Origin of the sequence: Enterobacter sp. BNK-14, from assembly GCF_047456095.1 — a bacterium.
Classification (GTDB): domain Bacteria; phylum Pseudomonadota; class Gammaproteobacteria; order Enterobacterales; family Enterobacteriaceae; genus Enterobacter; species Enterobacter kobei.
This window is the reverse complement of sequence record NZ_CP179897.1, coordinates 17,656-44,446: the sequence shown is the minus strand read 5'-3', so window position 1 is coordinate 44,446 and position 26,791 is coordinate 17,656. Positions and strand designations below refer to the sequence as shown.

Sequence of the window (26,791 nt, the reverse complement as noted above, 5' to 3'; positions counted from 1 at the left end):
GGAAAAGACAATGGATCACTACACGCGCTGGCTGGCGCTAAAAGAAGAAAACCCGGGTAAGTATGCGCGCGATATTGCAGGGTTAATGAACCTCAGTGAAGCAGAACTGACCTTTGCGCGCGTGGGCCATGATGCCTGGCGACTGCGCGGTGAAATTCGCGAGATCTTAGGCGCGCTTGAAGCCGTAGGGGAAACAAAATGCATCTGCCGCAACGACTATGCCGTTCACGAGCAGGCAGGCAGCTTCACCCAGCAGCACCTGAACGGCCACGCCGGGCTGGTGTTGAACCCGCGCGGACTGGATCTGCGCCTGTTCCTCAACCAGTGGGCTAGCGCGTTTCACCTCAGCGAAACCACCGCACGCGGCGAGCGGCAGAGCATTCAGTTTTTCGATCATCAGGGTGATGCCGTACTGAAAGTTTACACCACGGACAACACCGACCTCGCCGCCTGGGCTGACGTGTTGACTCGCTTTATCTTTGCCGATAACCCGCCGCTTGAGCTGAAGGTTGCCGAGACCCCGCTGTATGCCGAAAATGCAGATGCCGCCCTCGTGGACAAAGCGTGGCGTGCGATGACTGACGTGCACCAGTTCTTCGGCCTGCTGAAACGCCACAACCTCAGCCGCCAGCAGGCATTTCGCCTGGTGGGCGACGACCTCGCCTGCCAGGTTGAAAACAACGCGCTGGCACTGCTGCTGGAAACCGCGCGCCAGCACGGCAACGAAATCATGATCTTCGTGGGTAACCGCGGCTGCGTGCAGATCTTCACCGGCGCGGTGGAGAAAGTCGTGCCGATGAAAGGCTGGCTGAACATCTTTAACCCCACCTTTACCCTGCATCTGCTGGAGGAGACGATTGCGGAGAGCTGGGTCACGCGCAAACCGACTGCAGACGGTCACGTCACTAGCCTGGAACTGTTTGCCGCAGACGGCACGCAAATTGCCCAACTCTATGGTCAGCGTACGGAAGGCGACCCGGAGCAGAGCCAGTGGCGTAGCCAGATTGATGCCCTGACGCCAAAAGGGCTGGCCGCATGAAGACGTGGTTTGCCCTGCTGAGCGCCCTGCCGCTGGTGGCGTTTGCCGCCGCGCAGGAGAAAATTGTCACCCTTGGCGGCGACGTCACGGAGATTGTCTATGCGCTTGGCGCGGACTCTTCGCTGGTCGCACGCGACAGTACCAGCCAGTGGCCGCAGGCAGCGAACGCGCTCCCCGATGTGGGCTATTTGCGCCAGCTTAACGCCGAAGGGATTTTGTCCATGCGTCCCACGCTGGTGCTGGCCAGCGACAAGGCGCAGCCGTCTCTGGCGCTAAAGCAGGTTGAACGCAGTCACGTCAGGGTGATTACCGTTCCTGGCCGCAACGATCTGAGCGTCATTGACGAAAAGATCCGCATTATTGCCGAGGCCACCCACCGTGAAGCGCAGGGAGAGAGCCTGCGCCGCTCGCTACGTCAGGCGGTGGCGGCTCTGCCCGCAGAACCGCTCAACAAACGGGTGCTGTTTATCCTCAACCACGGGGGAATGACCGCCATGGCCGCCGGACAGCAAACCGGCGCCGATGCCGCCATTCGTGCCGCCGGGTTGCAGAACGCGATGCAGGGTTTCACACGGTATCAGCCGCTGTCGCAGGAAGGGATTATTGCCAGCCAGCCCGACCTGGTGGTGATTTCGCAGGACGGCGTGAACGCGCTGGGTGGCGAGGCGAATCTGTGGAAGCTGCCCGGACTGGGGCAAACCCCGGCGGGACGGCACAAACAGCTGCTGGCGATTGATGACATGGCGCTGCTGGGTTTCAGCGTGCGCACGCCGGAAGCCATCCGGCAGTTGCGTGCTAAAGCGGAGCAACTGCCCTGATGTCCCGGCGGATCGCACTGTCGCTGTGGATGCTGGCCGCAATTCTGAGCATCATGACCCTTACGGCAACAGGCTTTGGGGCATTGCCTCTGCCGGTCAGCCTGCTGTGGAACGGCAGCGATGAGTCGATGCGTCAGATCTGGCTGACCATTCGCCTGCCCCGCGTGCTGCTGGCGCTAGTGATTGGCGGCGCGCTGGCGCTGGCCGGGTGCGTGATGCAGGGACTGTTCCGCAACCCGCTGGCAGACCCGGGTTTGCTTGGGATCAGCAGCGGCGCGGCGCTGGCGGTCGCGCTGTGGGTGGTTATTCCTGTCACGTTGCCGGCCCTGATGATGCTTTACGCCCCGATGGTTGCGGCATTCCTCGGCGCGCTGGCAGCAACCGTTGTGATCTTCCTGCTCAGCCAGCAGCATCACGGTTCCCTGTCCCGTTTACTGCTGGTGGGGATCGCCATCAACGCCCTGTGCGGCGCGGCCGTCGGTCTCCTTTCCTGGCTTAGCAACGATGCGCAGCTTCGCCAGCTTTCGCTCTGGGGAATGGGCAGCCTCGGGCAGGCGCAGTGGTCCACCCTGCTTGCGGTGACCTCGCTGATGGTGCCTGCGGTTCTGATTATCTGGCGGCTGGCTGGTCCACTCAATTTGCTGCAGCTGGGTGATGAAGAGGCGCACTATCTCGGGGTGGATGTTGCCCGGGTACAGCGGATCCTGCTGCTGTGCAGCGCCCTGCTGGTGGCTGCGGCGGTGGCCATCAGCGGCGTGATTGGCTTTGTTGGCCTCGTGGTCCCACACCTGATGCGTATGTGGCTGGGGGCCGACCACCGGGCCGCGATCCCCGGCTCGGTGCTGGCCGGAGCGTTACTGCTGCTGGCTGCCGATACGCTGGCGCGCACTCTGGTCACCCCGGCGGAAATGCCCGTCGGGTTGTTGACCAGCCTTCTCGGTGCGCCGTGGTTCCTGTGGCTTATCTTTCGTCGTGGAGGTGCGCATGGCTGAACGCTATTGTGCGGAAAACCTGGTCTTTCACGCCGGGCAACGGACGCTGATCGACGATGTATCACTGACCTTATCTCAGGGTGAGCTGGTCGCGTTGATTGGCCCTAACGGTGCCGGGAAATCGACATTATTACGGCTGCTGACCGGCTATCTCACACCCGCAAGCGGGCGGTGCAATCTGGCAGGCACGCCGCTTGCGGACTGGCCAACGGAGACCCTCGCCCGCTACCGGGCAGTGATGCGTCAAAATACGCAGCCCGGATTCGACTGGCCGGTGGAAACCGTGGTCGGTATGGGACGCGCCCCCTGGACGCGCTCCCCTGAGGCGTCAGTGGTTGAGGAGGTCATGGCGATCACAGGCTGTTTACCCCTGGCGGGCAGACGCTATTCGGCACTCTCCGGAGGCGAGCAGCAACGGATCCAGCTCGCTCGGGCACTGGCCCAACTCTGGTGCGACGGCGCCCCACGCGGCTGGCTGTTTCTTGATGAACCGACCTCCGCACTGGATCTCTTCCACCAGCAACATCTGCTGCGCCTGATGAAAACCCTGACCCGTCGGGGGCATCTCCACGTCTGCGTGGTTCTGCACGATCTTAATCTGGCGGCACTGTGGGCGGATTGTATCCTGCTGCTGCATAACGGGAGGCTGGTCTCCCGGGGGACACCGGAGGACGTTTTGCAGGCCGGGACGCTGGCGCGCTGGTATGGCGCGCAGGTGCTGGTCGGCAGCCATCCGGCTCATGCCGTGCCGCAGGTGTTCCTCGCTCCCTGAGCGGGGTGATAAAAGTCCTTCAGCGTTTCCAGCAGGGCATGCGCCGCTTTAGAGAGCTGCGTGTGCCCGGGATGGATCACCCCGATGCACTTTTCAATGGGCGGGTTATCCAGCGGAATACAGACCGCGCCCAGGGAAGCCATCTGCGCCTCGCAGAGCGCCGGCACGGCGCTGCCACCCAGCCCGCTGGCGACCATGCGCCCTACCGTCACCAGTTGATGACTCTCCAGCGCCACGTCCAGCTTTCTGCCGCTCCGCGCCAGCTCCTCCTCCATCATCAGACGTACCGCCGAAGGGCGCTGCAGGGTGATGAAATCCAGCGTCAGCAACTCCTCCCATGCCAGGCGTTTTTTTCCCGCAAGCGCGGAATCTTTCGGCACAATGGCGACAAACCTGTCCAGGCCCAGCGGCGTAAACAGCAGGTTATGCGTGGGTGCCGGCTCAAAGGCAATCCCCATCTCAACCCGCCCTTCCCGCACCATCTCAATCACCTGCTCGTTGATGACATCATGCACGGTGACGTTGACCCCGGCATGGCGATCGCGAAACGCTTTCAGCACTTCCGGTAAAACGTTGGCGGCAAACGACGGCATCGCCGCGACCGAGATTTTGCCGCGCTGGAGCGTAAAGCACTGGTGCATTGCCTCTTCCACGTTATCCCAGTCGGCCAGCAGCTGCCGCGCCATCGGCAGAAATGTTTCTCCCTCCTGCGTGAGGGCAACCTTGCGCGTGCTCCGCTGCAACAGCGGCCCACCGAGCGCATCTTCCAGGCTTTTAATCGTCAGGCTCAGCGCTGGCTGGGAAAGATTTAAGCGTTCGCTGGCGTGCGCGAAATTGAGAGTGTGAGCTACCGCTAAAAACGCGCGTAACTGTTTGACACTCATTCTCATCTTTCATCCTGTTAACTAATTGAAAAAATTTAGTTAACAGGAAATTAATAAGAAATCCAAATGAGTGGGTCACAAATTCAAAATTAACAAATGAGTCGCCACCCCTAATGATACCGGCACGGTTAACGGGAGGGATGACTATGGCAGGACTGGATAAGCGCGTCAGCAGCTATGCGCAGGCGCTGGATGGGCTGACGGACGGCATGACCTTGCTGGCGGGCGGCTTCGGGCTGTGCGGTATTCCTGAGAACCTGATTGCAGAGGTTCGACGCCGTCAGGTGAAAGATCTGACGGTCGTGTCAAACAACTGCGGCGTGGATGGTTTCGGTCTGGGGATACTGCTCGAAACGCGCCAGGTTCGCAAAGTGGTGGCGTCTTACGTCGGCGAGAACGCGCTGTTTGAGCAGCAGGTACTGAGCGGGGAACTGGCAATCGAACTTACTCCGCAGGGGACGCTTGCAGAAAAGGTCCGCGCGGGTGGGGCCGGTATTCCGGCGTTTTATACGGCTACCGGTTATGGCACCCCCGTGGCAGCGGGCAAAGATGTGCGCCAGTTTGGCGGTAAAAATTACATTCTTGAAGAGGCCATTACCGGTGATTTCGCGCTGGTTAAGGGCTGGAAAGCGGACTGGTACGGCAACGTTATCTATCGCCATACCGCGCAAAATTTTAATCCACTGATGGCAACGGCGGGCCGAATCACGGTTGTGGAGGTGGAAGAGATTGTTCCGCCGGGTGAACTGCCTCCGTCGGCTATTCATACGCCGGGAATTTACGTCGACAGGCTGATTGTCGGCCAGTTTGAAAAACGCATTGAACAGCGCACGCTGCGCGCGCAAGGAGTCTGACGATGTTAACCCGAGAACAGATGGCGATGCGCGTCGCCCGCGAACTGCGCGACGGGTATTACGTCAACCTGGGGATCGGCATCCCTACGCTGGTGGCGAATTATATTCCCCCGGAAATGGACGTGATGCTGCAGTCGGAAAACGGTCTGCTCGGAATGGGGGCTTTTCCCGATGAGCAGAGCCTTGATGCCGACATGATCAACGCCGGTAAACAGACGGTCACTGCGCGGACCGGCGCGGCCATTTTCGACTCGGCCCAGTCGTTTGCCATGATCCGCGGCGGCCATGTGGATCTGACCGTGCTGGGCGCATTTGAAGTCGATGTCGAGGGTAACATTGCCTCGTGGATGATCCCCGGAAAGATGGTGAAAGGGATGGGTGGCGCGATGGATCTCGTTGCCGGGGCGCAGAACATCATTGTGGTGATGACCCACGCTGCAAAAAACGGTGACTCCAAACTGCTGCCGCGCTGCACGCTGCCGCTCACCGGTGTGGGCTGCATCCGTCGGGTCCTGACCGATCTCGCGTTGCTGGAGATAGCGGACGGCGCGTTCATCCTGCGGGAATACGCCCCGGGTGTCGGTATCGACGAGATTGTCCGTAAAACGGCCGGAAAAATCATTGTGGCGGACGACGTTCGCGAGATGCGCTTCAACTGAGGACTCAACATGAAAAAGGTCATGATTGTCGGGGCAACGCGAACCCCCATTGGCAGTTTTCGCGGATCGCTCTCGCCCCTTTCAGCCGTTGAGCTGGGTGCCGTCACGGTACAGCGTCTGCTGGAGAGCAGCGGCCTTCACCCAGAGCAAATAGACGAACTGGTTTTCGGTCAGGTGCTGACGGCCGGGTGCGGGCAAAACCCCGCCCGCCAGACGGCCATCACTGCCGGATTACCCGTCAGCACCCCGGCGACAACGGTCAATCTGGTGTGCGGCGCGGGGTTGAAAGCGGTACAGCTCGCCGTCCAGGCAATCCGCTGCGGTGACGCAGACGTGGTTATCGCTGGCGGCCAGGAGAGCATGAGTAACGCCCCGTATCTGCTGGATGGCGCACGTTCAGGGCTGCGTTTTGGGCATACGGGCCTGCAGGACAGCATGATCACCGACGGCCTGTGGGACGCCTTCAACGATTACCACATGGGCATCACTGCGGAAAACGTCGCCCGTGAGTACGGCATTTCCCGCGAGCAACAGGATGCCTTCGCCTTCCGGTCACAGCAAAAGGCAGCGTCCGCCATTGAGACTGGTCGGTTTGACGCCGAAATAGCGCCAGTGACGGTGAAACAGGGCAAACGTGCGCCACAGATTGTCCGCCATGATGAACAGCCACGCCCGGAAACCACCGCCGGGCAGCTTGCACAGCTCCGCCCCGCATTTTTGCATGACGAGGGCACGGTCACGGCGGGGAACGCCTCCACCCTTAACGATGGGGCCGCCGCGGTACTGCTGATGAGCGAGGAAAAGGCGCGGGAAAGCGGGTTACCTGTCCTTGGCCACATTGTGAGTTACGCCGTGACGGGCGTTGATCCGTCGATGATGGGCATCGGCCCGGTCAGCGCCTGTCGGACGGCGCTGGCGCGGGCGGGCTGGACGCTCGACGACGTCGATCTCATTGAAGCCAACGAAGCCTTTGCCGCACAGGCACTGGCGGTGGGCAAAGAGCTTGGCTGGGATGAACAGAACGTCAACGTTAACGGTGGCGCCATCGCCCTGGGCCATCCGATTGGCGCATCCGGCTGTCGCATCCTGGTGACCCTGCTCCATGAAATGCAGCGCCGGGGAGTAACAAAGGGACTTGCCACCCTGTGCGTTGGCGGCGGACAAGGCATTGCCCTGACCGTTGAGCGTTAAACCTCTCGTTGGTACCCGAATAATAATTAAAGTGAGGAGTCGTAATGAGTGTGTTAATAGCCCTGGCGGCGCTGGGATTACTGATGCTGGCGGCCTACCGCGGATACAGCGTGATTTTGTTTGCGCCGATTGCGGCGCTTGGTGCCGTGCTGCTGACCGATCCGGGTGCCGTCGGCCCGACGTTTACTGGCCTGTTTATGGAAAAGATGGTCGGCTTCGTTAAACTCTATTTCCCGGTGTTCCTGCTGGGGGCGGTGTTTGGCAAGCTGATTGAGCTTTCCGGTTTTTCACGATCCATCGTTGCCGCCGCGATCCAGATCCTCGGTCGTCGGCACGCTATCCCCGTGATAGTCCTGGTGTGTGCGCTGTTAACCTACGGCGGCGTGTCGCTGTTCGTGGTGGCATTTGCGGTGTACCCGTTTGCCGCCGAACTGTTCCGCCAGAGCGGCATCCCTAAACGGTTAATCCCCGCTACCGTGGCGCTGGGGGCGTTCTCGTTTACCATGGACGCCCTGCCCGGCACGCCGCAAATCCAGAACATTATTCCCACCAGCTTCTTTGGCACTAACGCCTGGGCGGCCCCGTGGCTGGGTCTTATCGGCTCTCTGTTTATTATCTTCTTTGGCCTGCTCTGGCTGGAGCGGCAGCGGCGTAAGGCGATCAATAACAATGAAGGTTATGGCACGGACCTGAAAAACGAACCTGAAACGCCGGACAATATTCATCTCCCGCATCCGCTGATTGCTCTCTCCCCGCTGCTGGTCGTGGGCATACTGAACCTGCTGTTTACCCGCTGGATCCCCGGCTGGTACGGTACGAGTCATGAGCTTACCCTGCCAGGACTGGCGAAACCGATTGTGACCGAGGTGAGCAAGATCACCGCCATCTGGGCCGTGGAGGCGGCGCTGCTCTCCGGTATTGTGCTGGTGTTGATTTTTGGTTTTCGCAATATCCGGGGACGTCTGGCAGAAGGCAGCCGAACGGCGGTGAGCGGCGCTATCCTCGCGGCGATGAATACCGCCTCCGAATACGGTTTCGGCGCGGTTATCGCCGCCCTGCCCGGTTTTCTGGTGTTATCTAAAGCGCTGTCTGCCATCCCGAACCCGTTGCTGAACGAAGCCATCAGCGTGACCGTTCTCGCCGGGATCACCGGCTCAGCGTCCGGCGGAATGAGTATTGCCCTTGCGGCCATGGCGGACACCTTTGTTGCTGCCGCCCACGCGGCCAATATCCCGCTTGAGGTGTTGCACCGCGTGGCGTCAATGGCAAGCGGCGGGATGGATACGCTTCCCCATAACGGGGCGGTGATTACCTTGCTGGCCATCACCGGCCTGAGCCATCGTCAGGCCTACGGCGGCATTTTCGCTATCACTATCATTAAAAGCCTGGCAGTGCTTTTTGTCATTGCCGTGTTCTATCTGACCGGCATTGTGTAAGGAGAGAAAAATGAATCTGAACGGTAAAATCGCCCTGGTGACCGGCTCGACAAGCGGCATTGGCCTGGGTATCGCTCGCGTGCTGGCGAAATCAGGGGCGCAGTTGATTCTCAACGGTTTCGGTGACAGCGGATCAGCGCGAGAAGAAATTGCACAACTGGGCAAAAAGCCGGGCTACCACGATGCCGACCTGCGTGACGTGTTGCAGATTGAAGCCATGATGCGCTACGCCGAATCGCAGTTTGGCGGCGTGGATATTCTTGTTAACAATGCCGGGATACAGCATGTGGCTCCGGTGGAGACCTTCCCGGTGGAGAAATGGAACGACATTATCGCCATTAACCTTTCTGCGGTGTTTCACACCAGCCGGCTGGCGTTGCCCGCCATGCGTGAACAAAACTGGGGACGCATCATTAATATCGCCTCCGTTCACGGGCTGGTTGCGTCGAAAGAGAAGTCCGCCTACGTTGCCGCCAAGCATGGCGTGGTGGGCTTTACCAAATCCCTGGCGCTGGAAACCGCACGCACCGGCGTGACCGCCAATGCCCTCTGCCCGGGGTGGGTGCTGACCCCGCTGGTACAACAGCAAATCGATAAGCGCATCGCGGATGGCGTCCCGCCGGAACTGGCGCAAGACCAGCTTCTCGGGGAAAAGCAGCCTTCAGGTGAATTTGTCACCCCGGAGCAGTTGGGCGAACTGGCGCTGTTTTTATGCAGCGACAGCGCCGTTAACGTTCGCGGCGCCGCGTGGAATATGGATGGCGGCTGGGTGGCACAGTGAGTTTCTGGCCGGGTAAGGCGAAGCCGCTACCCGGCCAGAAATGTTTAACTTGAGCAACTCACTTCCAGCCGTTTGCCCCAGTCTGGCGGGCGGCTGATATAGTCATCATCCCGGTCGGCAAACGGCGTGCGCAACGCCAGGTGCAGACGGTGCAACTCGTCATACTCTCCCTGCTCTGCCTGTTCAATCGCCCGCTGCGCCAGCCAGTTGCGCAACACCATCGCGGGATTCGTCGCGTTCATCTGCGTCTGACGGGCGGCGTCATCGACCTGTTCCTGCTGCAAGCGGGAGCGGTAACGTGCAAACCAGTCGTCAAAGGCCTGCCTGTCAATAAACTCGTCGCGCAGCGGCGAGGCAGCACTGTGCTGCTCCGTCTGGCCCAGCATCCGGAAAGTGAGGGTATAATCACTCCCCTCACGCGCCATCAGTGCAAACAGATCGTTCAGGATCTCGTTATCCCCTTTCTCCTGGGTCATCAGCCCCAGCTTGTTGCGCATCAGCGTGCCATATTCCCGCAGCAAAACGTCCTGATAGCTGTCGAGTGCATCATTCAGGGCATCGACATCCATAAACGGCGACAATGTTTGCGCAAACCGCTGCAGGTTCCATAGCCCAACCGCTGGCTGGTTGTCAAAACTGTAACGTCCCTGATAGTCAGAGTGGTTGCAGATATACCCCGGCTGATAATCATCCAGAAAACCAAACGGCCCATAATCAAAGGTCAGCCCGAGGAGCGACATATTGTCAGTGTTCATTACCCCATGGGCAAAGCCCACCGTTTGCCAGCGAGCAATCATCCTGGCGGTACGGGCGACCACGTCCCGGAACCAGAGAACGTATTTATCAGCCTCATCCTGCAAATGCGCCCAATGGCGGCGAATAGCGTAGTCCGCGAGCTGACGAACCTTGTCCGTCTCACGACGATAGTAAAAGTGCTCAAAATGGCCAAAGCGCAGATGGCTTTGTGCGATACGCATCAGCATCGCCCCTTTTTCTACCGTTTCGCGCATAACCGGCGTGTCGCTGGTGACAATCGACAGCGCGCGCGTGGTGGGGATCCCCAGAGCATGCATGGCTTCAGATGCCAGGCATTCACGTATTGTTGAACGTAATACTGCGCGGCCATCGCCCATCCGAGAATAAGGGGTAAGACCTGCACCTTTCAGATGCCAGTCAACCGTCTCTCCGTTGGAAAGCTGTTGTTCGCCCAGCAGGATCCCCCTGCCGTCGCCCAGCTGTCCCGCCCAGACGCCAAACTGGTGGCCGCTATAGACCTGGGCAAGGGGTTGCATACCGGGAAGAAGCGTTTCGCCTCCCCAGACGCCCGCGCCCCCGGAAGGCTTAAACATCTCAGGCGGAACGGCCAGTTCATCGGCCAGCCGGTCGTTGTGCCAGATAAGACGTGAATTGTGTAACGGTGTGGGTTTGAGTGCGGTGTAAAAGCCAGGCAACTCGTCATGCCAGTGAGCAGTAAAAGACAGGGTCATAAGTCCTCCTGCTTTTAGTGTAGAGGGTTTGCCCGAACTTAAACACGGGCGAAAGACAGGGTTATCGCTACTGAACCAGCGTCGTGACGTGCTCCGCGGGGACAGCGGGCCACAGCGTGCCCTGCATGGCGCCAAAATTGAAGGACAAGACGCGTTGCAGCAGACCGTGGTCGTCAATACCTGAGACGATCACCGACTGGCAGTGCGGCGTTATTTGCCAGAGGATAGCGCGCATAAAAGGTTCGAAAGAGAGCTCTGAAGCCCGCTGCTGGATGAAACCTTTATCGAGAATGACCCGTTTAAATAATCCATCATAGACAGCTTTGAGCGATGCTGCGCCTGCACCAAAGTTTGCGAGGACCAGCGGGAAATGGATCGCCATTCTCGCCAGTTGCAGATCATCCTTTCCGTTATTTAAACCTGGATAATTCTCATTAACAGTAAACTCAAGAAAAGGATACCGCTCAAGAATTGAAACAGCATTCCCATTACTTAATAAAAATTCAACAATAGCCGGTGTAATATTGATCCATGCAATTAACTGATGCTGAATAAAAAACAGTTTACAGGTATCAAGCAATTGCAGTTTTTCGTTAAACAGCGCTAACTCTTCTGCCGCGGAAAGCCGGGGGATAACGAGCTCAGTAGGGATCCTCACATCGGTGCCGACGCCAGTAAAGTTAACCAGAACCTCTAAACCTTTAAGCTCGCCAGCACTATTACGTGCTGGCAAAAGCATCAGTTCAGACTGGTATGCATTATCTAGCGTAATCATCATTGCACTCGCCCCGCATTAAAGATGAGAGAGGACATCCTGGAGCAATTGCCGACACAATTCCACTGTCTTGATTTTAATAAGTTTAATTTCATTAGTTCCGTATTAATTTTCAGATTTATCCCTGAATCTAAAATAATCTTATCCTGGTTACAGAGTAATAGCCAGTTTTAGATAAAACAGACACATAAGGATGACGCTAATTTTAGGTAAATTTAACTTTAATCAGCTTATTCAAGAAAAACCGGCATGATTTAATAGTTACCCTGCCGGCAGTGAGACGTGTTCGGGCAGATTAAATACGTCGTGCCTGCCAGAAATTTTTACGCCAGTAAACATTATCCAGAGAAGAGCGCATCACACCACGGCTTGTTGAGGCATGAATAAACTGGTTGTCCGTGTCATAAATGCCGACATGCAGGCCACTTTCTCCCGAACCGGTTTTGAAAAAGACCAGGTCTCCCGGCAGCAGATCGTCTTTATCAATTTCAGTCCCAATTTCAGCCTGCTTGCGCGTTTCGCGCGGAAGCTGTAAATCAAACTTGTCACGAAACGTCATCAGCACAAAACCAGAGCAGTCCACCCCGCCGCGACTCATACCGCCGTAGCGATAAGGCGTCCCGCGCCAGTTGCTCAGCTGGTCGTTCAGACTGGCAATGACGGTGATAGAATCTGAAAGCCGCGGATTAGGCGGCGGTGCACGATGGCTGCTGCATCCCGCAAGAAAGAGTGCCGCCACCAGGATAAACCAGAATCGCATTTTCAGACGAATCCTCTGCTTTTATTGTTCTTTCGGTAATTTAGCGCGCAAGTGCGTTAACAGGCAAGAAACGGTTACTCCTGCCCCGTAGAAATCAGCATCTTATGTCCCTCGATATCCAGCCTGCGGAACGACATGTTATAGGCACGTGCCAGATGTGGCGGCGTAAGAACCTGGTCCCGCGCGCCGCTGGCAATCATCCTGCCGCGCGACAGTAGCCACACCCGATGGGCATGGCGCAACGTATGGTTAAGGTCGTGGCTGCTCATCACCACGGCAATACCTTTCCGGCTCAACGCGCTTAACAGCGAATCCAGCGCCGCCTGCTGGGCGACATCCAGACCACTCATGGGTTCGTCCAGGAGCAACATCCGCCCGTGAGGGTTGCCTGCGGGGTGGATCTGCAGAATGACCGCCGCCAGACGCACTCGCTGCCATTCACCGCCGGAAAGCTGGCTGGCATGGCGGGGCAGTTTATCTTCCAGTCCTAACGCCGCCGCCACCTCCGTAAGCAGTGCCGTATTATGTTTGTCGTGCAAATGCAGCATCAGATAATGCCAGACCGGCATCGCAAACGGCGGCACCTGCTGCTGCACCAGATAGCTGCGCCGGTGGGCCAGCGAGCCGGGAGACCAGTCAGCAAGAGGATGTTCCAGCAGTGTGATCTGCCCGGGCCCGGTGGTCAGCCCTGCCATCCGCGCCAGCAGCGTGCTTTTTCCCGCGCCGTTTGGCCCAACCAGATGCAGGATTTCCCCCGCATTGATAGCGCCGGTCATCGGCTCCAGACGCCCCTTCTCGGCGACGTCCGTGAGCTGCATCAGCAGTGACATTATTTTGCCAGCGCCAGCTTGATCGATTCCATGACAATCGGATCCTCAGGCGTCATATCCGGCGAGAAGCGCTGAACGACCTGGCCGTCGCGACCGATCAGGAATTTTTCGAAGTTCCACAGAATATCGTCCGGATAGAGCGGCGCGCGGCCTTTGCTGGCCATACGCTCGTAAAAACCACTGCCCTCAGGCGCAACGGCCTTCGGCGCGGCAGCAATCAGCTTCGCGTACAGCGGATGGCGATCTTCGCCGTTAACATCAATTTTGCTGAACATCGGGAACGTTACGCCATAGGTGGTGCTGCAGAAGGTTTTGATCTCTTCTTCGCTGCCCGGCTCCTGGCCCAGGAACTGGTTGCACGGGAAGCCCAGCACGGTGAAACCGTCTTTCTCCCAGGCTTTCTGAATGTTCTCCAGCTGTTCGTACTGTGGCGTCAGGCCGCATTTGGACGCCACGTTGACGATAAGCAACACGTTGCCTTTGTAGCTTTCCAGCGTGGTTTTCTCGCCATCAATGGTCGTCACTTCGGTATTCAGGATATCAGTCTGCATAGCATTCCCTCAGGTTGTCTTATGGGTCGTTTTTTAACGTCCGGATTTTAATAGTAGCCAGATAAAGACTGGCGCGCCCAGCGTGGCGGTTACCACACCAATCGGTAACTCCGCGGCTGTCAGGGCAAGACGAGCGATGATATCAGCCACCAGCAGCGTGACGGCTCCGGCCACGGCCGAAGCCGGAAGCAAGGTTCGATGGTCCGTGAAGCCACACAGACGCAGCATATGCGGGATAACCAACCCGATAAAACCAATCGCTCCCGCCAGCGCCACGCTCACGCCCACCAGCCAACCGATGGCAATGACCAGCACGTTACGCCAGAACGCCATCGGCATGCCGAGCTGACGTGCTGAGATCTCCCCCAGCGCGAGCATGTTCAGCGGCTGCGCCTGCAGGGCTGCCCATACAATTCCAGGCACCAGAAGTGCCATCAGCCAGCCCTGATGCCAGTCAACGCCACCAAAGCCGCCCATCATCCAGTACATCAGCTGACGCAAGTCAAAGGAGGTCGAGAAGTATACCGCCCAGGTCATTAGCGCGCTGCAGATGATCCCCAGCGCAACCCCGGCAAGCAGCAGGCGGCTGGTCGACAAGTGGCGTCTGGCAAAGCGAAGCAGGATGATGGTGATCAGTAATGCGCCGAAAATGGCGCTGAGGCTAATACTCCATCCGGAGAGTTCTCCTCCGCCCAGCATTACCGCCGCAATCAGCCCGACGCCTGCACCGTTCGACACCCCGAGCAGCCCGGGTTCCGCCAGCGGGTTTTCAAACAGCGCCTGCATAACGGTACCTGACAGCGCCAGTGCAGCACCGACCAGCATCACCGCCACGGTGCGCGGCAGACGAATTTGCCAGACGAAGAGTTGCCCGTCAGGCCCCAGCCAGCGTTCGGGCCCAATCCAGCTGTCGCCCGCGCAGAGGCTGATACCCGCGGCGACAATCAGCAACAGCGCCAGCAATAGCAGGCGACGTCGGTCGGAACGGTGTTGGCGATGAGCATAATCAAGCATGAGCGTGGTTTTATTAGCGTGTGATGTCTTTGATTTTACGGTCGGTTTGCCAGAGAGCGCAAAGAAAAAAGGCCGCGTGGGCGGCCTTTTTGGTTAGTTCATATTACTCTGCTTTGGGCGTTGCGTTTTCGACACGGCTTTTTAACTTCTGGCCGGGTCTGAAGGTCACCACGCGGCGGGCTGTAATGGGAATATCTTCCCCCGTCTTCGGGTTACGGCCCGGACGTTGGTTTTTGTCTCGCAAATCAAAATTGCCAAAACCGGAGAGTTTTACCTGCTCACCATTTTCCAGAGCACGACGGATCTCTTCGAAAAACAGCTCTACCAGCTCTTTGGCATCCCGTTTGCTAAGCCCAAGCTTATCAAACAGATATTCTGACATTTCAGCTTTTGTAAGCGCCATAGGTTCAATCCCTCAATGATGCCTGGAATCGCTCTTTTAATGCCTCTACACATTTGGCGACGGTAGCGGCAATCTCCTCTTCTTCGAGTGTACGGCTGGTATCCTGAAGGATAAGGCTGATAGCGAGGCTCTTGAAACCTTCTGCTACGCCCTTGCCGCGGTACACGTCAAATAAGTTTACGCCAACTACCTGATTTACGCCAACTTTCTTACATTCGGCCAAAATATCTGCTGCGGGAACGTTTTCCGCGACCACAACCGCGATATCACGGCGGTTCGCCGGGAAGCGGGAGACGTCCTGCGCCTGAGGAATGACGCGGTCTGCAACCGGGCTCCACTCCAGCTCAAACACGATGGTACGGCCGTTCAGGTCCAGCTTACGCTCCAGCTCAGGATGAACAACACCAATGAAACCAATGCGTTTGCCGTCTAAATAGATCGCCGCACTCTGGCCCGGATGCAGGGCTGGAATCGCTTCTGCACGGAATTCAATTTCAGATAATTTACCGGTCAGATCCAGAATGGCTTCCAGATCGCCTTTCATATCGTAGAAATCAACCGTACCTTTTGCCAGGTCCCAGTGCTCTTCATAACGGTTGCCACTGATAGCACCAGCCAGCATGAGATCCTGACGGATGCCTAAATTTGCCTGATTATCCGGTACAAAGCGCAAACCGCTTTCGAAAATTCGCACGCGGTTTTGCTGGCGATTCTGGTTGTAAACGATAGTGCCCAGCAGCCCGGTCCACAGGGACAGACGCATTGCGGACATTTCGCTGGAGATTGGGCTTGGCAGGATCAACGCCTCCTCGCCCGGGTGGATCAGTTGCTGCAGCTTAGGATCAACAAAGCTGTAGGTGATCACTTCCTGGTAGCCTTTGTCGTTAAGCATGGTTTTCACACGCTTCAGGGACAGGTCGGCTTCACGATGGGTACCCATCACCAGACCGGCCTGAACGGGCTCGTCCGGGATGTTGTTGTAGCCGTATACGCGGGCCACTTCTTCCACCAGATCTTCTTCGATTTCCATGTCAAAACGCCAGGATGGCGCAACGGCTTTCCACTCGTCCTGACCTTCGGTCACTTCACAGCCCAGACGCGTCAGAATGTCGGTCACCTGGGCATCGGCAACATGATGACCAATCAGGCGATCGAGCTTGCTGCGGCGCAGGGTAATGGTTGCGCGTTTCGGCAGCGTCGCTTCGTGAGTGACATCGATAACCGGACCGGCTTCACCGCCGCAGATGTCGATCAGCAGGCGAGTCGCTCGCTCCATCGCTTTGTACTGCAGCGCAGGGTCAACGCCACGCTCGTAGCGGTGAGACGCATCGGTGTGCAGGCCATGACGGCGTGCGCGACCGGTGATAGAGAGCGGGCTGAAGAAGGCGCATTCCAGCAGGACGTTTTGCGTTTCGTCATTTACTCCAGAGTGTTCGCCACCGAAGATACCGCCCATCGCCAGCGCTTTGCTGTGGTCAGCAATCACCAGCGTATCCGCGTTCAGCTTCGCTTCGGTGCCATCAAGCAGAACCAGGGTTTCGCCCTCTTTTGCCATACGGACAACAATACCGCCTTCGATACGATCTTTATCGAACGCATGCATTGGCTGACCCAGTTCCAGCAGAACGTAGTTGGTGACGTCAACCACCGCGTCGATAGAGCGAATGCCGCAGCGGCGCAGTTTCTCTTTCATCCACAGTGGTGTTGGCGCTTTCACGTTGATGCCTTTTACCACGCGGCCGAGGTAGCGTGGGCAAGCATCCGCGGCGTCAACCTGAATAGGCAGTACGTCACTGATGGTCGCTTCTACCGGTACGATCTCCGGGGCGTTCAGTTCGGTCTGGTTCAGCACGGCCACGTCGCGCGCCACGCCGATGATACCTAAGCAATCAGCGCGGTTTGGCGTAACGCTGATCTCGATGGTGTTGTCATCAAGCTTCAGGTATTCGCGGATATCGGTGCCAATTGGCGCATCCAGCGGCAGCTCAATGATGCCGTTGTGATCGTCGGAAATACCCAGCTCGGAGAAGGAGCACAGCATACCTTCAGAAGGCTCACCGCGCAGTTTAGCCGCTTTAATTTTGAAATCACCCGGCAGTACCGCACCCACGGTTGCCACGGCGACTTTCAGGCCCTGACGGCAGTTTGGCGCACCGCAAACGATGTCCAGCAGGCGGTCGCCGCCGACATTCACTTTTGTCACGCGCAGTTTGTCGGCGTTCGGATGCTGGCCGCACTCGACCACTTCACCGACCACGACGCCGGTGAAGGCACCGGAAACCGGCTCAACGCCGTCAACTTCCAGGCCCGCCATGGTGATCTGGTCAGACAGCGCGTCGCTGTCCAGCGTGGTATTGACCCATTCGCGTAACCACAGTTCACTGAATTTCATTGTTCTGTCCTGCCCTTATTTAAACTGTTTGAGGAAACGCAGATCGTTTTCGAAGAATGCACGTAAATCGGTCACACCGTAACGCAGCATGGTCAGACGCTCCATGCCCATACCGAAGGCAAAGCCGGAGTACACTTCCGGATCGATACCGACGTTGCGCAGTACATTTGGATGCACCATGCCGCAACCCAGCACTTCCAGCCATTTGCCGTTTTTGCCCATCACGTCAACTTCCGCAGACGGTTCAGTGAACGGGAAGTAGGATGGACGGAAACGAACCTGCAGGTCTTCCTCGAAGAAGTTGTTCAGGAAATCGTGCAAAGTGCCCTTCAGGTTGGTGAAGCTGATGTTTTTATCAACAATCAGACCTTCCATCTGGTGGAACATTGGGGTATGGGTCTGATCGTAATCGTTACGATAGACGCGACCCGGCGCGATGATGCGGATTGGCGGTTCCTGATCCTTCATGGTACGGATCTGTACGCCAGAGGTCTGGGTACGCAGCAGACGCGTGGCGTCAAACCAGAAAGTGTCGTGGTCAGCGCGTGCCGGATGATGGCCAGGAATATTCAGGGCATCGAAGTTGTGATAATCATCTTCAATTTCCGGGCCAGTCGCCACGGTAAAGCCGAGCTCACCGAAGAAACTTTCAATGCGATCGATGGTACGGGTAACCGGATGCAGCCCCCCGTTTTCGATACGGCGACCCGGCAGAGAAACGTCGATCGTCTCTGCGGCCAGGCGCGCATTCAGCACCGCGCTTTCCAGTTCGGCTTTACGCGCGTTCAGTGCCTGCTGCACCTGCTCTTTAGCTTCGTTAATCACCGCACCCGCTGCCGGGCGTTCTTCTGGCGGCAGTTCACGCAGGGTTGTCATTTGAAGGGTCAGGTGCCCTTTCTTCCCAAGATATTCGACGCGGACATTGTCTAACGCGGCAACATCTGAGGCCTGATTAATGGCGGCTGTTGCACTGGCAACCAGCTCTGCGAGATGTGACATGATTTTCCTCATTATGTCGGTGCAGACACCGATTTGGTGGAGTTATTCTCTCAAATTCAGATACAAAAAAAGCCTCCATCGGGAGGCTTATCTGGCGCTGTTTTTCGTTTCATCTTTCACGCGCTAGCCTCCTGGAGTCAGGTGCTAAAGTAAAAGAAGAAGCGGAAAATAGCAGCATTCATGCTTGCGTTACCTTGTTGGGTAAAAACCGTTGAGAACTTATTGAAAAGCCTGCACGGATAAATGTCAATCTTCTGATGGTGTTAAATGAAAAGAGGAGGCAAAGCCCCCTCTCTCAACTGGCTTATGCCAGTGCTGCTTTCGCTTTTTCGACCAGAGCGGTGAACGCTACTTTGTCGAATACTGCGATGTCAGCCAGGATCTTACGGTCGATTTCAACAGAGGCTTTTTTCAGGCCGTTGATGAATTTGCTGTAAGAAATACCGTTCTGACGTGCTGCTGCGTTGATACGCGCAATCCACAGTTGACGGAACTGACGCTTACGCTGACGACGGTCACGGTAAGCGTACTGACCTGCTTTGATAACAGCCTGGAAGGCAACGCGGTATACGCGTGAACGCGCACCGTAGTAGCCTTTAGCTTGTTTCAAAATTTTCTTGTGACGTGCACGTGCAATTACACCACGTTTTACGCGAGCCATGTGTGCTCTCCTGTATCTATTCTAAGTTAAAAAAGTTAAACGTTAACGACTTATGCGTACGGCAGGCACGCGATTACCAGGCCCAGATCGCCTTTAGAAACCATGGCTTTTGGACGCAGGTGACGTTTACGCTTGGTAGCTTTCTTAGTCAGAATGTGACGCAGGTTAGCGTGCTTGTGCTTAAAACCACCTTTACCGGTTTTTTTGAAGCGCTTAGCAGCACCGCGTACGGTCTTAATTTTTGGCATTTTAATAACTTCCACTTCGCATTGTTAAATAAACGAAACATAGGCGAACAAAACCTATGAAACCCGAAGGCTCCACAGATTTTGCTGCTTGAAGGCCTTACTGTTTCTTCTTAGGAGCGAGCACCATGATCATCTGGCGGCCTTCGATCTTCGTAGGGAAGGATTCGACTACTGCCAGTTCACTCAGATCTTCACGGACGCGGTTAAGCACTTCCATACCGATCTGTTGGTGGGCCATTTCACGACCGCGGAAACGCAGTGTGATCTTGGCCTTATCGCCATCTTCCAGAAAGCGAATCAGGCTGCGGAGTTTTACCTGATAATCGCCATCGTCGGTACCAGGACGGAATTTGATTTCCTTAACCTGGATAACTTTTTGCTTCTTCTTCTGTTCCTTAGAAGACTTACTCTTTTCATAAAGGAACTTGCCGTAGTCCATGATACGACAAACTGGCGGTTCGGCGTTAGGGCTGATTTCAACTAAATCTACTCCAGCTTCTTCAGCCTTTTCGATTGCTTCTCTCAGACTCACAATCCCCAGCTGCTCGCCTTCCAGACCTGTTAAGCGAACTTCCTGGGCGCGAATCTCGCCATTGATACGATTCGGACGTGCCGTTTGAACTCGTTTTCCGCCTTTAATACCTTATTCCTCCAGTTGTTGAAGACTGCGGCTGCGAATCTCTTGTTGCAGCTTCTCAATCACTTCACTTACGTCCAGGCTGCCCAGGTCTTTACCACGGCGGGTGCGAACGGCAACTTTGCCTGCTTCCACCTCTTTATCACCACAGACCAACATATACGGGACACGACGTAAAGTGTGCTCGCGGATTTTAAAGCCAATCTTCTCATTTCTCAAGTCTGCTTTTACGCGAATGCCCGCATTTTGTAGTTTCTGCGTCAATTCTTTAACGTAATCTGCCTGAGAATCGGTAATGTTCATCACCACTACCTGCACTGGCGCAAGCCAGGTTGGGAAGAAGCCCGCGAACTCTTCGGTCAGGATGCCGATGAAGCGCTCCAGTGAACCGAGGATTGCACGGTGAATCATAACCGGTACCTGACGTTCGTTGTCTTCGCCAACATAAGAGGCGCTTAAACGCTGCGGCAGGGAGAAGTCCAGCTGTACAGTACCGCACTGCCAAGCTCTGTCGAGACAGTCATACAGGGTAAATTCAATTTTCGGACCGTAGAATGCGCCCTCGCCCAGCTGGTATTCGAACGGAATACCGTTCTCTTCCAGCGCCACGGCGAGATCCGCTTCTGCGCGATCCCATGTCTCATCGCTACCGATACGTTTTTCCGGACGCGTTGAGAGTTTGACCACGATCTTCTCAAAGCCAAAGGTGCTGTACATATCGTAGACCATACGAATACAGGCGTTAACTTCATCACGAACCTGATCTTCAGTACAGAAGATATGCGCATCATCCTGAGTAAAGCCACGAACACGCATCAGACCGTGAAGCGCACCTGATGGCTCGTTACGGTGGCAGCTACCGAACTCCGCCATACGCAGCGGCAGGTCACGGTAGGATTTCAGACCCTGGTTGAAGATCTGAACGTGGCCCGGGCAGTTCATTGGCTTAATGCAGTATTCACGGTTCTCGGACGAGGTGGTGAACATCGCATCTTTGTAGTTGTCCCAGTGGCCGGTTTTTTCCCACAGCACACGGTCCATCATGAACGGGCCTTTTACTTCCTGGTACTGGTACTCTTTCAGCTTGGAGCGTACGAACGTTTCCAGTTCACGGAAGATGGTCCAGCCGTCGTTATGCCAGAATACCATACCCGGCGCTTCTTCCTGCATGTGATACAGGTCAAGCTGTTTACCGATTTTACGGTGGTCACGCTTCGCCGCTTCTTCCAGGCGCTGCAGATAGGCGTTCAGGGCTTTTTTATCGGCCCATGCGGTACCATAAATACGCTGCAACATTTTGTTGTTGCTGTCGCCACGCCAGTAGGCGCCTGCGATCTTCATCAGTTTAAAGTGATGACAGAAACGCATATTCGGCACGTGCGGTCCACGGCACATGTCGATGTATTCTTCGTGATGGTACAAGCCTGGCTTGTCATCATGAGAGATGTTCTCGTCAAGAATAGAGACTTTATAGCTCTCGCCACGCTTGACGAAGGTTTCACGCGCTTCGTGCCAGCTGACTTTCTTCTTGATGACGTCATAGTTCGTTTCGGCGAGCTCGTGCATACGTTTTTCGAGCGCGTCGATATCTTCCTGGGTCAGGGTGTGGTCAAGGTCAACGTCATAGTAGAAACCGTTGTCGATAACCGGACCAATCGCCATTTTGGTGTTTGGCCACAGCTGCTTGATAGCATGACCTAACAGGTGCGCACAGGAGTGACGAATGATCTCCAGACCTTCTTCGTCTTTCGCGGTGATGATTGCAAGCGTCGCATCGTTTTCAATCAGATCGGACGCATCAACCAGCTCACCGTTCACACGGCCGGCGATGGTCGCTTTCGCGAGGCCAGGACCGATATCCAGGGCAACATCCATTGGGCTAACAGCGCGGTCGAAATGGCGTTGGCTGCCATCAGGAAGAGTAATTACAGGCATTTTATATCCTTATTTGCAGTGATGCCCCACACATAAGAGCATATACAAAGAAAATAATCGTGATTAAACAGTAGATTACGAAACATCTGACCAACAATCGTCAAATTGGTTCGTTATCCTGCACCTGCCGAATTCAGATAAATGCGGGTTTACGGCAAGGGACTTAATGTTAACACTAACAGCAAGGGGATTGCACCCTCTGCTGCCACAATGAAGGACTGGCATGTTGCAGATATTTGCAGATTGCGTCTCTCTGGCCCTCGCATTTCGCCGATGCTGAGCTAACTTTGAACAGGCCTTTAAAATCCACAGGTGCTTACCATGAACGTATCCAGTAGAACGGTAGTGATATTAAATATCCTGTCAGCAACCGGTTTATTGTTGATTCTCGCCGATCGATTCCACTGGTTCTGAGCTGAACCCCATACCGGCATAACCCGATTGCTTCCGGGAAGGGGCATATTTCGGCCCCGTTTGATAGACTATGCGTATCAACGGACAAGGATTAGGTTATGCCAACAAAACGATTTGCCGTAAAACACTGGAAAATGGTGCTGGTGCTGATTGCCATCTGCGGCGCGATGCTGCTACTTCGTTGGGCGGCAATGATTTGGGGTTAGAGAATCAGAAGGGACGTCTGGCAGAGATGAGAAACGGGCCGATATTTTCGGCCCGCCATGATTACATTCTATAACCCAGTGAAACGGTGGTTCTGCGATCGGTATGTTCAGGCGCGCTTGCTGGTGGTGAAGAGTTCCAGGTCACGTTGTAGGCCACTTTCAAACCGAAGTGTTCATTGATAGCCACGTTTAGGGCACTTTCAGAGTTCAGCGTCGTATCCTCGGCACCAAACACAGACACACCCTGAGTGAATTTGGTGTTATCGGTCATCTGCCATGCGTAGGTACCTGACGCATAACCCAGCGGCTGGGTTTCATCTTCGCCGTTGGTGTACTCGTCGTAGCGAACACCAGGACCGAATTCAAAACGGAAGCTGTGTACAGGCCCATTCAGGAACTGACGACCATAACCCGTCGTGAATACATCACGCTGGCGATAGCCATTATAACGGTCGGTTAACCAGCTTGCCTGACCGAATATGTAGTCATAGTCGGTCATGTTGTAACGGCTACGTCCACCTACCGCATATTTCTCGGAAGAGCGTTCATCGTTAGCGGACGTGTTGCTGGCATTCCCCCACAGCGACCATGCTGTGGTATTACCGTACCAGGTCAGGGTGCTGTCCGCCGTCAGAGAAGAGCTTTTTGTGTTACCTGATTGCGCGAGATACCCGGCATTCAGATTACCTTCGAAGGGTTTTTTGGCAGTGGAGGGATCGTCCATGACAGTAAAAACGGTGTCATCGGCGGTTGCATTCAGTGATGCAAATACGCCACCCGCCAGCATCAGTGCTGCGGGTACTGTCTTCAAAAGCTTCATTTTATTTAAGGAGTCCGTACAACAAAAAAAGAGACCACCACGGTCTCGGAAACTTTCTTGAGGATCAATGACAAGGCGTCCAGAGAAAGGTAACAAATTATAAAAAGGCGCAAATAACATAGCAATATTTTCTTATTTCATTTTTTGAATAAGAACGATCCCAAAGCGCGTTTTATTTTATATATCTTTTATCACGCTTGTTTAAGCATTCATTTTTAAAATCATACTGTTATTTACATTGCCTTCCTGTCGATCGGTGCCAGGCTTAAAAGAACCCATACTAAAAGGAGGTTATGATGGCTTCTATTTATACGCTGACACTCTCCCCTTCCCTCGACTCCGCGACTATCACCCCGCACATTTACCCTGAAGGTAAACTACGCTGTAGCGCCCCTGTGTTTGAGCCGGGCGGCGGCGGCATTAACGTGGCGCGCGCAATTACCCATCTTGGCGGTAAAGCCACCGCCATATTCCCTGCCGGGGGTGCCACGGGGGAACATCTGGTCTCTTTGCTGGCGGATGAACAGGTTGCCGTAGACACCGTAGCGGCTCAGGACTGGACCCGGCAGAATCTGCATGTCCACGTCGAATCCAGCGGGGAGCAGTATCGTTTCGTGATGCCGGGCGCCAGACTGAGCGATGATGAGTTTCGTCAACTTGAAGAGAAGGTACTGACCATTGAAAGCGGCTCACTGCTGGTTATCAGCGGTAGTCTACCGCCAGGCGTCAAAACGGAAAAGCTGACGGCGCTGGTTAAGGCAGTGCTTCAGCGTGGTATCCGCTGCATCGTCGACAGCTCAGGTGAAGCCCTGCAGGCAGCGTTAGTCCCCGGGCATCTTGAACTCGTTAAACCTAACCAGAAAGAGCTTAGCGCGCTTGTGAATCGCGAACTTAACCAGCCTGATGACGTGCGTACCGCCGCAGAAGAACTGGTTCGCAGCGGCAAAGCGCACCGCGTGGTCGTCTCTCTCGGTCCTCAGGGGGCACTGGCTGTCGACAAGACGGGCTTTGTGCAGGTTGTGCCGCCGCCCATGAAAAGCCAGAGTACCGTGGGTGCGGGCGACAGCATGGTCGGCGCGATGGCGCTAAAACTGGCGCAGGGTGCTTCTCTTCTGGAAATGACGCGTTATGGCGTCGCGGCGGGGAGTGCCGCCACCATTAATCAGGGGACGCGGCTGTGTTCGCTTGCCGATACGCAGAAAATCGTCGATTACCTTTCAAAAGACTGACCTCTATTCCCCTTCCCAATCGAAGGGGAATTTACCTTAAAGTCGCCAAATATGGCATATCGACTATGCTAAAAAAACTTTCAGAATAACAACGAGGTGAATTATGAGCAGTGGTGATATCACCCGCTATGTCGCAACCATCAATCTTCGTGAAGCGTCACTGACCGAGCTGAACGAGCTCAATAACGCCTTTACTCGCGCGAATTTTCTGCTCACGCTGACGGACGATGACGGCCATATTCATGATTTAGGCACGCTGACATTTGGTTTGATCGCGGCCCTGAGTGAAGAAGACGTTCACGCCCTGGCCGCCAGCCTGGTGGAAAGTGTGACCGACAAGCCCGCCGACATCACCGTGGAAACGTGGGAAAGCTGGCACAAAAAAGAACAATAAGTGCGCTGCATGAATTTAAACCGCTCAGGTGTGCGTTAGTTCGTATTTTTTTACCGCAATTATGCGCTAACTTTATGATCTGGCAGACAACATGGGAGAGTCAACATGTGGCAGGCTATCAGTCATCTTTTAAGTGAGCAACTGGGTGAAGGTGAAATTGAACTGCGTAACGAACTGCCAGGCGGAGAGATCCACGCCGCGTGGCATTTACGCTACGCAGGACGCGATCTTTTCGTGAAGTGTGATGAGCGAGAACTGCTCCCGATATTCACCGCTGAAGCCGACCAGCTGGAACTGTTGTCTCGCAGTAAAACGGTGACAGTACCGCAGGTGCTGGCTCTGGGCAGCGACCGGGACTACAGTTTCCTGGTCATGGACTATCTCCCTCCCCGCCCGCTGGATGCCCATAACGCCTTCATTCTCGGGCAACAGCTCGCGCGACTTCACCAGTGGAGCGATCAGCCCCAGTTTGGGCTCGATTTTGACAACGATCTTTCCACTACCCCACAGCCCAACGCCTGGCAGCGTCGGTGGTCGACGTTTTTTGCCGAACAGCGCATCGGATGGCAGCTTGAACTGGCCGCCGAAAAAGGGCTGGAATTTGGCAATATTGATGCCATCGTTGAGCATGTACAACAGCGCCTGGCCTCCCATCAGCCGCAGGCATCTCTGCTGCACGGCGATTTATGGTCCGACAACTGCGCGCTGGGTCCCAACGGCCCCTATATCTTCGACCCGGCCTGCTACTGGGGTGACAGAGAGTGCGATCTGGCCATGCTGCCCCTGCATCCAGAGCAGCCCCCGCAAATATATGATGGCTATCAGTCAGTCTCCCCTCTGCCGTCCGATTTTCTCGAGCGCCAACCTGTGTATCAGCTTTATACGCTGATGAACCGCGCTATCCTTTTTGGCGGGCAGCATCTGGTCAACGCCCAGCGTGCGCTTGAACGCGTACTTGCGGCATAGGGACAAATCGGGTGGCCGTGCCGCCACCCTCATCTGTCAGAGAAAACCCAGCAGAGAGAAGAAGAAGTATCCCGCCACAATGATGATAATGGGGAGAATATAGAGCGGGAAAATTTGCAGGAAAATGGTGTGACGCGGTACCACAATGCGGGATTCAATCTGCTCCCGGCTCATTCCTTCCGGGCCTTTCGCCTGTTCCAGAATTAACTGATCCTCAACGCCTTCGCGCAGAAAACGGGTCTGGCGACTCATTCGCGCGCCGGATGCCTGTAACGCCATGGCAATAAAAATCAACGCATAGATGACCCAGAACCCAATATTAAGCTGCTGGTGAAAATCCGGCGTTGGCGAGTTGAACCAGAAAACATTCAGGAACGGGGTGTTGAACCGCATCATCTCAATCATGACATGCGCAAAATCAAGCATGACGGCATTTATGCCTGGCTGTTTTTCGCTGTGATCGTACATAAATTTGAGCACAGAAATCAGCGTAGAGATGACGGCGGGAATAAAAATCACCCAGCCAGCAATACGTTTTAAGACAGCAATGCGTCCAGCTTGTTGATACGTCATCAGTTCCTCTTCATAAAGACGCGTTATTTGTGGCTAAGTCTACCTGCTGGACAGCATTTTCGCCCGATCTT

At 55.6% G+C, this 26,791-nt stretch carries 31 protein-coding genes and 1 other annotated feature; of the genes, 14 read left to right on the top strand and 17 right to left on the bottom strand.

Annotated elements, in window-relative coordinates:
* Positions 1–10 precede the first annotated feature (10 nt).
* Genes ACMGGM_RS00245 through ACMGGM_RS00230 form a run of 4 tightly spaced genes read left to right on the top strand, consistent with a single transcriptional unit; the run spans position 11 to position 3,621 of the window.
* A complete protein-coding gene (locus tag ACMGGM_RS00245; protein ID WP_032636866.1) occupies positions 11–1,039 on the top strand; it encodes a hemin-degrading factor in 1,029 nt (342 codons plus the stop codon).
* Positions 1,036–1,857 carry a heme/hemin ABC transporter substrate-binding protein gene (locus ACMGGM_RS00240; RefSeq protein ID WP_063667169.1) on the top strand — a complete coding sequence of 274 codons (822 nt, stop codon included), beginning with the start codon at positions 1,036–1,038 and terminating at the stop codon, positions 1,855–1,857. Before ACMGGM_RS00245 ends, ACMGGM_RS00240 begins: the two co-directional genes overlap by 4 nt.
* Positions 1,857–2,849 carry a FecCD family ABC transporter permease gene (locus ACMGGM_RS00235; protein WP_063943038.1) on the top strand — a complete coding sequence of 331 codons (993 nt, stop codon included), beginning with the start codon at positions 1,857–1,859 and terminating at the stop codon, positions 2,847–2,849. The genes ACMGGM_RS00240 and ACMGGM_RS00235 overlap by 1 nt, the downstream gene beginning before the upstream one ends.
* Positions 2,842–3,621, top strand: a complete 780-nt coding sequence (locus ACMGGM_RS00230) for a heme ABC transporter ATP-binding protein (RefSeq protein WP_063943036.1) — start codon at positions 2,842–2,844, stop codon at positions 3,619–3,621. The genes ACMGGM_RS00235 and ACMGGM_RS00230 overlap by 8 nt, the downstream gene beginning before the upstream one ends.
* Here the strand turns inward: ACMGGM_RS00230 and ACMGGM_RS00225 are convergent.
* A complete protein-coding gene (locus ACMGGM_RS00225) occupies positions 3,588–4,511 on the bottom strand; it encodes a LysR family transcriptional regulator (protein WP_045135067.1) in 924 nt (307 codons plus the stop codon). The genes ACMGGM_RS00230 and ACMGGM_RS00225 overlap by 34 nt on opposite strands.
* A 140-nt stretch (positions 4,512–4,651) precedes the next feature.
* On the opposite strand from ACMGGM_RS00225, the gene ACMGGM_RS00220 reads away from it, so the two are divergent.
* Genes ACMGGM_RS00220 through ACMGGM_RS00200 form a run of 5 tightly spaced genes read left to right on the top strand, consistent with a single transcriptional unit; the run spans position 4,652 to position 9,426 of the window.
* Complete coding sequence (locus ACMGGM_RS00220) at positions 4,652–5,359, top strand: CoA transferase subunit A (RefSeq protein ID WP_014883501.1); 708 nt, start codon at positions 4,652–4,654, stop codon at positions 5,357–5,359.
* Positions 5,360–5,361: 2 nt separating this feature from the next.
* Entirely contained in the window at positions 5,362–6,018 is a 657-nt protein-coding gene (locus ACMGGM_RS00215) for a 3-oxoacid CoA-transferase subunit B (RefSeq protein ID WP_014883500.1), read from the top strand.
* A gap of 9 nt (positions 6,019–6,027) precedes the next feature.
* Positions 6,028–7,209, top strand: a complete 1,182-nt coding sequence (locus ACMGGM_RS00210) for an acetyl-CoA C-acetyltransferase (RefSeq protein ID WP_045135065.1) — start codon at positions 6,028–6,030, stop codon at positions 7,207–7,209.
* 44 nt (positions 7,210–7,253) lie between these two features.
* Positions 7,254–8,645: a GntP family permease gene (locus ACMGGM_RS00205; RefSeq protein ID WP_045135064.1), complete on the top strand. Its 1,392-nt coding sequence runs from the start codon at positions 7,254–7,256 to the stop codon at positions 8,643–8,645.
* Positions 8,646–8,655: 10 nt separating this feature from the next.
* A complete protein-coding gene (locus tag ACMGGM_RS00200; protein ID WP_023332776.1) occupies positions 8,656–9,426 on the top strand; it encodes a 3-hydroxybutyrate dehydrogenase in 771 nt (256 codons plus the stop codon).
* A 44-nt stretch (positions 9,427–9,470) separates the two neighbouring features.
* Here the strand turns inward: ACMGGM_RS00200 and selO are convergent, their stop codons facing one another.
* The 14 genes from selO to thrS all read right to left on the bottom strand — a co-directional run bounded on the left by selO (position 9,471) and on the right by thrS (position 22,118).
* Positions 9,471–10,913 carry a protein adenylyltransferase SelO gene (gene selO, locus ACMGGM_RS00195; RefSeq protein WP_045135062.1) on the bottom strand — a complete coding sequence of 481 codons (1,443 nt, stop codon included), beginning with the start codon at positions 10,911–10,913 and terminating at the stop codon, positions 9,471–9,473.
* Between the two features lie 67 nt (positions 10,914–10,980).
* Positions 10,981–11,691, bottom strand: coding sequence for an EAL domain-containing protein (locus tag ACMGGM_RS00190; protein WP_014883496.1), 711 nt, complete (start codon positions 11,689–11,691; stop codon positions 10,981–10,983).
* Between the two features lie 292 nt (positions 11,692–11,983).
* Positions 11,984–12,448, bottom strand: a complete 465-nt coding sequence (locus tag ACMGGM_RS00185; RefSeq protein WP_014883495.1) for a C40 family peptidase — start codon at positions 12,446–12,448, stop codon at positions 11,984–11,986.
* Between the two features lie 74 nt (positions 12,449–12,522).
* Complete coding sequence (btuD, locus tag ACMGGM_RS00180; RefSeq protein WP_063613961.1) at positions 12,523–13,278, bottom strand: vitamin B12 ABC transporter ATP-binding protein BtuD; 756 nt, start codon at positions 13,276–13,278, stop codon at positions 12,523–12,525.
* On the bottom strand, positions 13,278–13,829 hold the full coding sequence (locus ACMGGM_RS00175) for a glutathione peroxidase (RefSeq protein WP_014883493.1): 552 nt from the start codon (positions 13,827–13,829) through the stop codon (positions 13,278–13,280). The genes btuD and ACMGGM_RS00175 overlap by 1 nt, the downstream gene beginning before the upstream one ends.
* Before the next feature lie 33 nt (positions 13,830–13,862).
* On the bottom strand, positions 13,863–14,843 hold the full coding sequence (gene btuC / locus ACMGGM_RS00170; protein ID WP_014883492.1) for a vitamin B12 ABC transporter permease BtuC: 981 nt from the start codon (positions 14,841–14,843) through the stop codon (positions 13,863–13,865).
* A gap of 103 nt (positions 14,844–14,946) precedes the next feature.
* Entirely contained in the window at positions 14,947–15,246 is a 300-nt protein-coding gene (ihfA, locus tag ACMGGM_RS00165) for an integration host factor subunit alpha (protein ID WP_003857805.1), read from the bottom strand.
* Positions 15,247–15,250: 4 nt separating this feature from the next.
* Positions 15,251–17,638, bottom strand: a complete 2,388-nt coding sequence (gene pheT / locus ACMGGM_RS00160; protein WP_014883491.1) for a phenylalanine--tRNA ligase subunit beta — start codon at positions 17,636–17,638, stop codon at positions 15,251–15,253.
* Positions 17,639–17,653: 15 nt separating this feature from the next.
* Positions 17,654–18,637 (bottom strand): phenylalanine--tRNA ligase subunit alpha, encoded by a 984-nt coding sequence (gene pheS / locus ACMGGM_RS00155; RefSeq protein WP_010426091.1) that lies wholly within the window; start codon positions 18,635–18,637, stop codon positions 17,654–17,656.
* A gap of 62 nt (positions 18,638–18,699) precedes the next feature.
* Positions 18,700–18,824: a sequence feature (Phe leader region), on the bottom strand.
* Positions 18,775–18,819, bottom strand: a complete 45-nt coding sequence (gene pheM / locus ACMGGM_RS00150; protein WP_001386830.1) for a pheST operon leader peptide PheM — start codon at positions 18,817–18,819, stop codon at positions 18,775–18,777. Its footprint overlaps the feature before it by 45 nt.
* A gap of 117 nt (positions 18,825–18,941) precedes the next feature.
* On the bottom strand, positions 18,942–19,298 hold the full coding sequence (gene rplT, locus ACMGGM_RS00145; protein WP_000124850.1) for a 50S ribosomal protein L20: 357 nt from the start codon (positions 19,296–19,298) through the stop codon (positions 18,942–18,944).
* 50 nt (positions 19,299–19,348) lie between these two features.
* On the bottom strand, positions 19,349–19,546 hold the full coding sequence (gene rpmI / locus ACMGGM_RS00140) for a 50S ribosomal protein L35 (RefSeq protein WP_001124225.1): 198 nt from the start codon (positions 19,544–19,546) through the stop codon (positions 19,349–19,351).
* 97 nt (positions 19,547–19,643) lie between these two features.
* Positions 19,644–20,186, bottom strand: coding sequence for a translation initiation factor IF-3 (infC, locus tag ACMGGM_RS00135; RefSeq protein WP_059287945.1), 543 nt, complete (start codon positions 20,184–20,186; stop codon positions 19,644–19,646).
* Between the two features lie 3 nt (positions 20,187–20,189).
* Positions 20,190–22,118 (bottom strand): threonine--tRNA ligase, encoded by a 1,929-nt coding sequence (thrS, locus tag ACMGGM_RS00130; protein WP_014883490.1) that lies wholly within the window; start codon positions 22,116–22,118, stop codon positions 20,190–20,192.
* A 321-nt stretch (positions 22,119–22,439) separates the two neighbouring features.
* Between thrS and yncL the strand changes: the two genes are divergently transcribed.
* On the top strand, positions 22,440–22,532 hold the full coding sequence (gene yncL / locus ACMGGM_RS00125) for a stress response membrane protein YncL (protein WP_071819746.1): 93 nt from the start codon (positions 22,440–22,442) through the stop codon (positions 22,530–22,532).
* A 98-nt stretch (positions 22,533–22,630) separates the two neighbouring features.
* Positions 22,631–22,738 carry a small membrane protein YniD gene (gene yniD, locus ACMGGM_RS00120; protein ID WP_008500658.1) on the top strand — a complete coding sequence of 36 codons (108 nt, stop codon included), beginning with the start codon at positions 22,631–22,633 and terminating at the stop codon, positions 22,736–22,738.
* Positions 22,739–22,799: 61 nt separating this feature from the next.
* Here the strand turns inward: yniD and ACMGGM_RS00115 are convergent, their stop codons facing one another.
* On the bottom strand, positions 22,800–23,558 hold the full coding sequence (locus ACMGGM_RS00115; RefSeq protein WP_045281797.1) for a YdiY family protein: 759 nt from the start codon (positions 23,556–23,558) through the stop codon (positions 22,800–22,802).
* A 296-nt stretch (positions 23,559–23,854) separates the two neighbouring features.
* On the opposite strand from ACMGGM_RS00115, the gene pfkB reads away from it, so the two are divergent.
* The 3 genes from pfkB to ACMGGM_RS00100 all read left to right on the top strand — a co-directional run bounded on the left by pfkB (position 23,855) and on the right by ACMGGM_RS00100 (position 26,147).
* Positions 23,855–24,787: a 6-phosphofructokinase II gene (gene pfkB, locus ACMGGM_RS00110; protein ID WP_045281796.1), complete on the top strand. Its 933-nt coding sequence runs from the start codon at positions 23,855–23,857 to the stop codon at positions 24,785–24,787.
* A gap of 103 nt (positions 24,788–24,890) precedes the next feature.
* On the top strand, positions 24,891–25,181 hold the full coding sequence (gene ghoS / locus ACMGGM_RS00105) for a type V toxin-antitoxin system endoribonuclease antitoxin GhoS (protein WP_014883487.1): 291 nt from the start codon (positions 24,891–24,893) through the stop codon (positions 25,179–25,181).
* 105 nt (positions 25,182–25,286) lie between these two features.
* Entirely contained in the window at positions 25,287–26,147 is an 861-nt protein-coding gene (locus ACMGGM_RS00100; RefSeq protein WP_014883486.1) for a fructosamine kinase family protein, read from the top strand.
* A 36-nt stretch (positions 26,148–26,183) separates the two neighbouring features.
* On the opposite strand, the gene ACMGGM_RS00095 is transcribed toward ACMGGM_RS00100, so the two are convergent.
* Positions 26,184–26,720 carry a YniB family protein gene (locus ACMGGM_RS00095; RefSeq protein ID WP_023332771.1) on the bottom strand — a complete coding sequence of 179 codons (537 nt, stop codon included), beginning with the start codon at positions 26,718–26,720 and terminating at the stop codon, positions 26,184–26,186.
* Positions 26,721–26,791 lie beyond the last annotated feature (71 nt).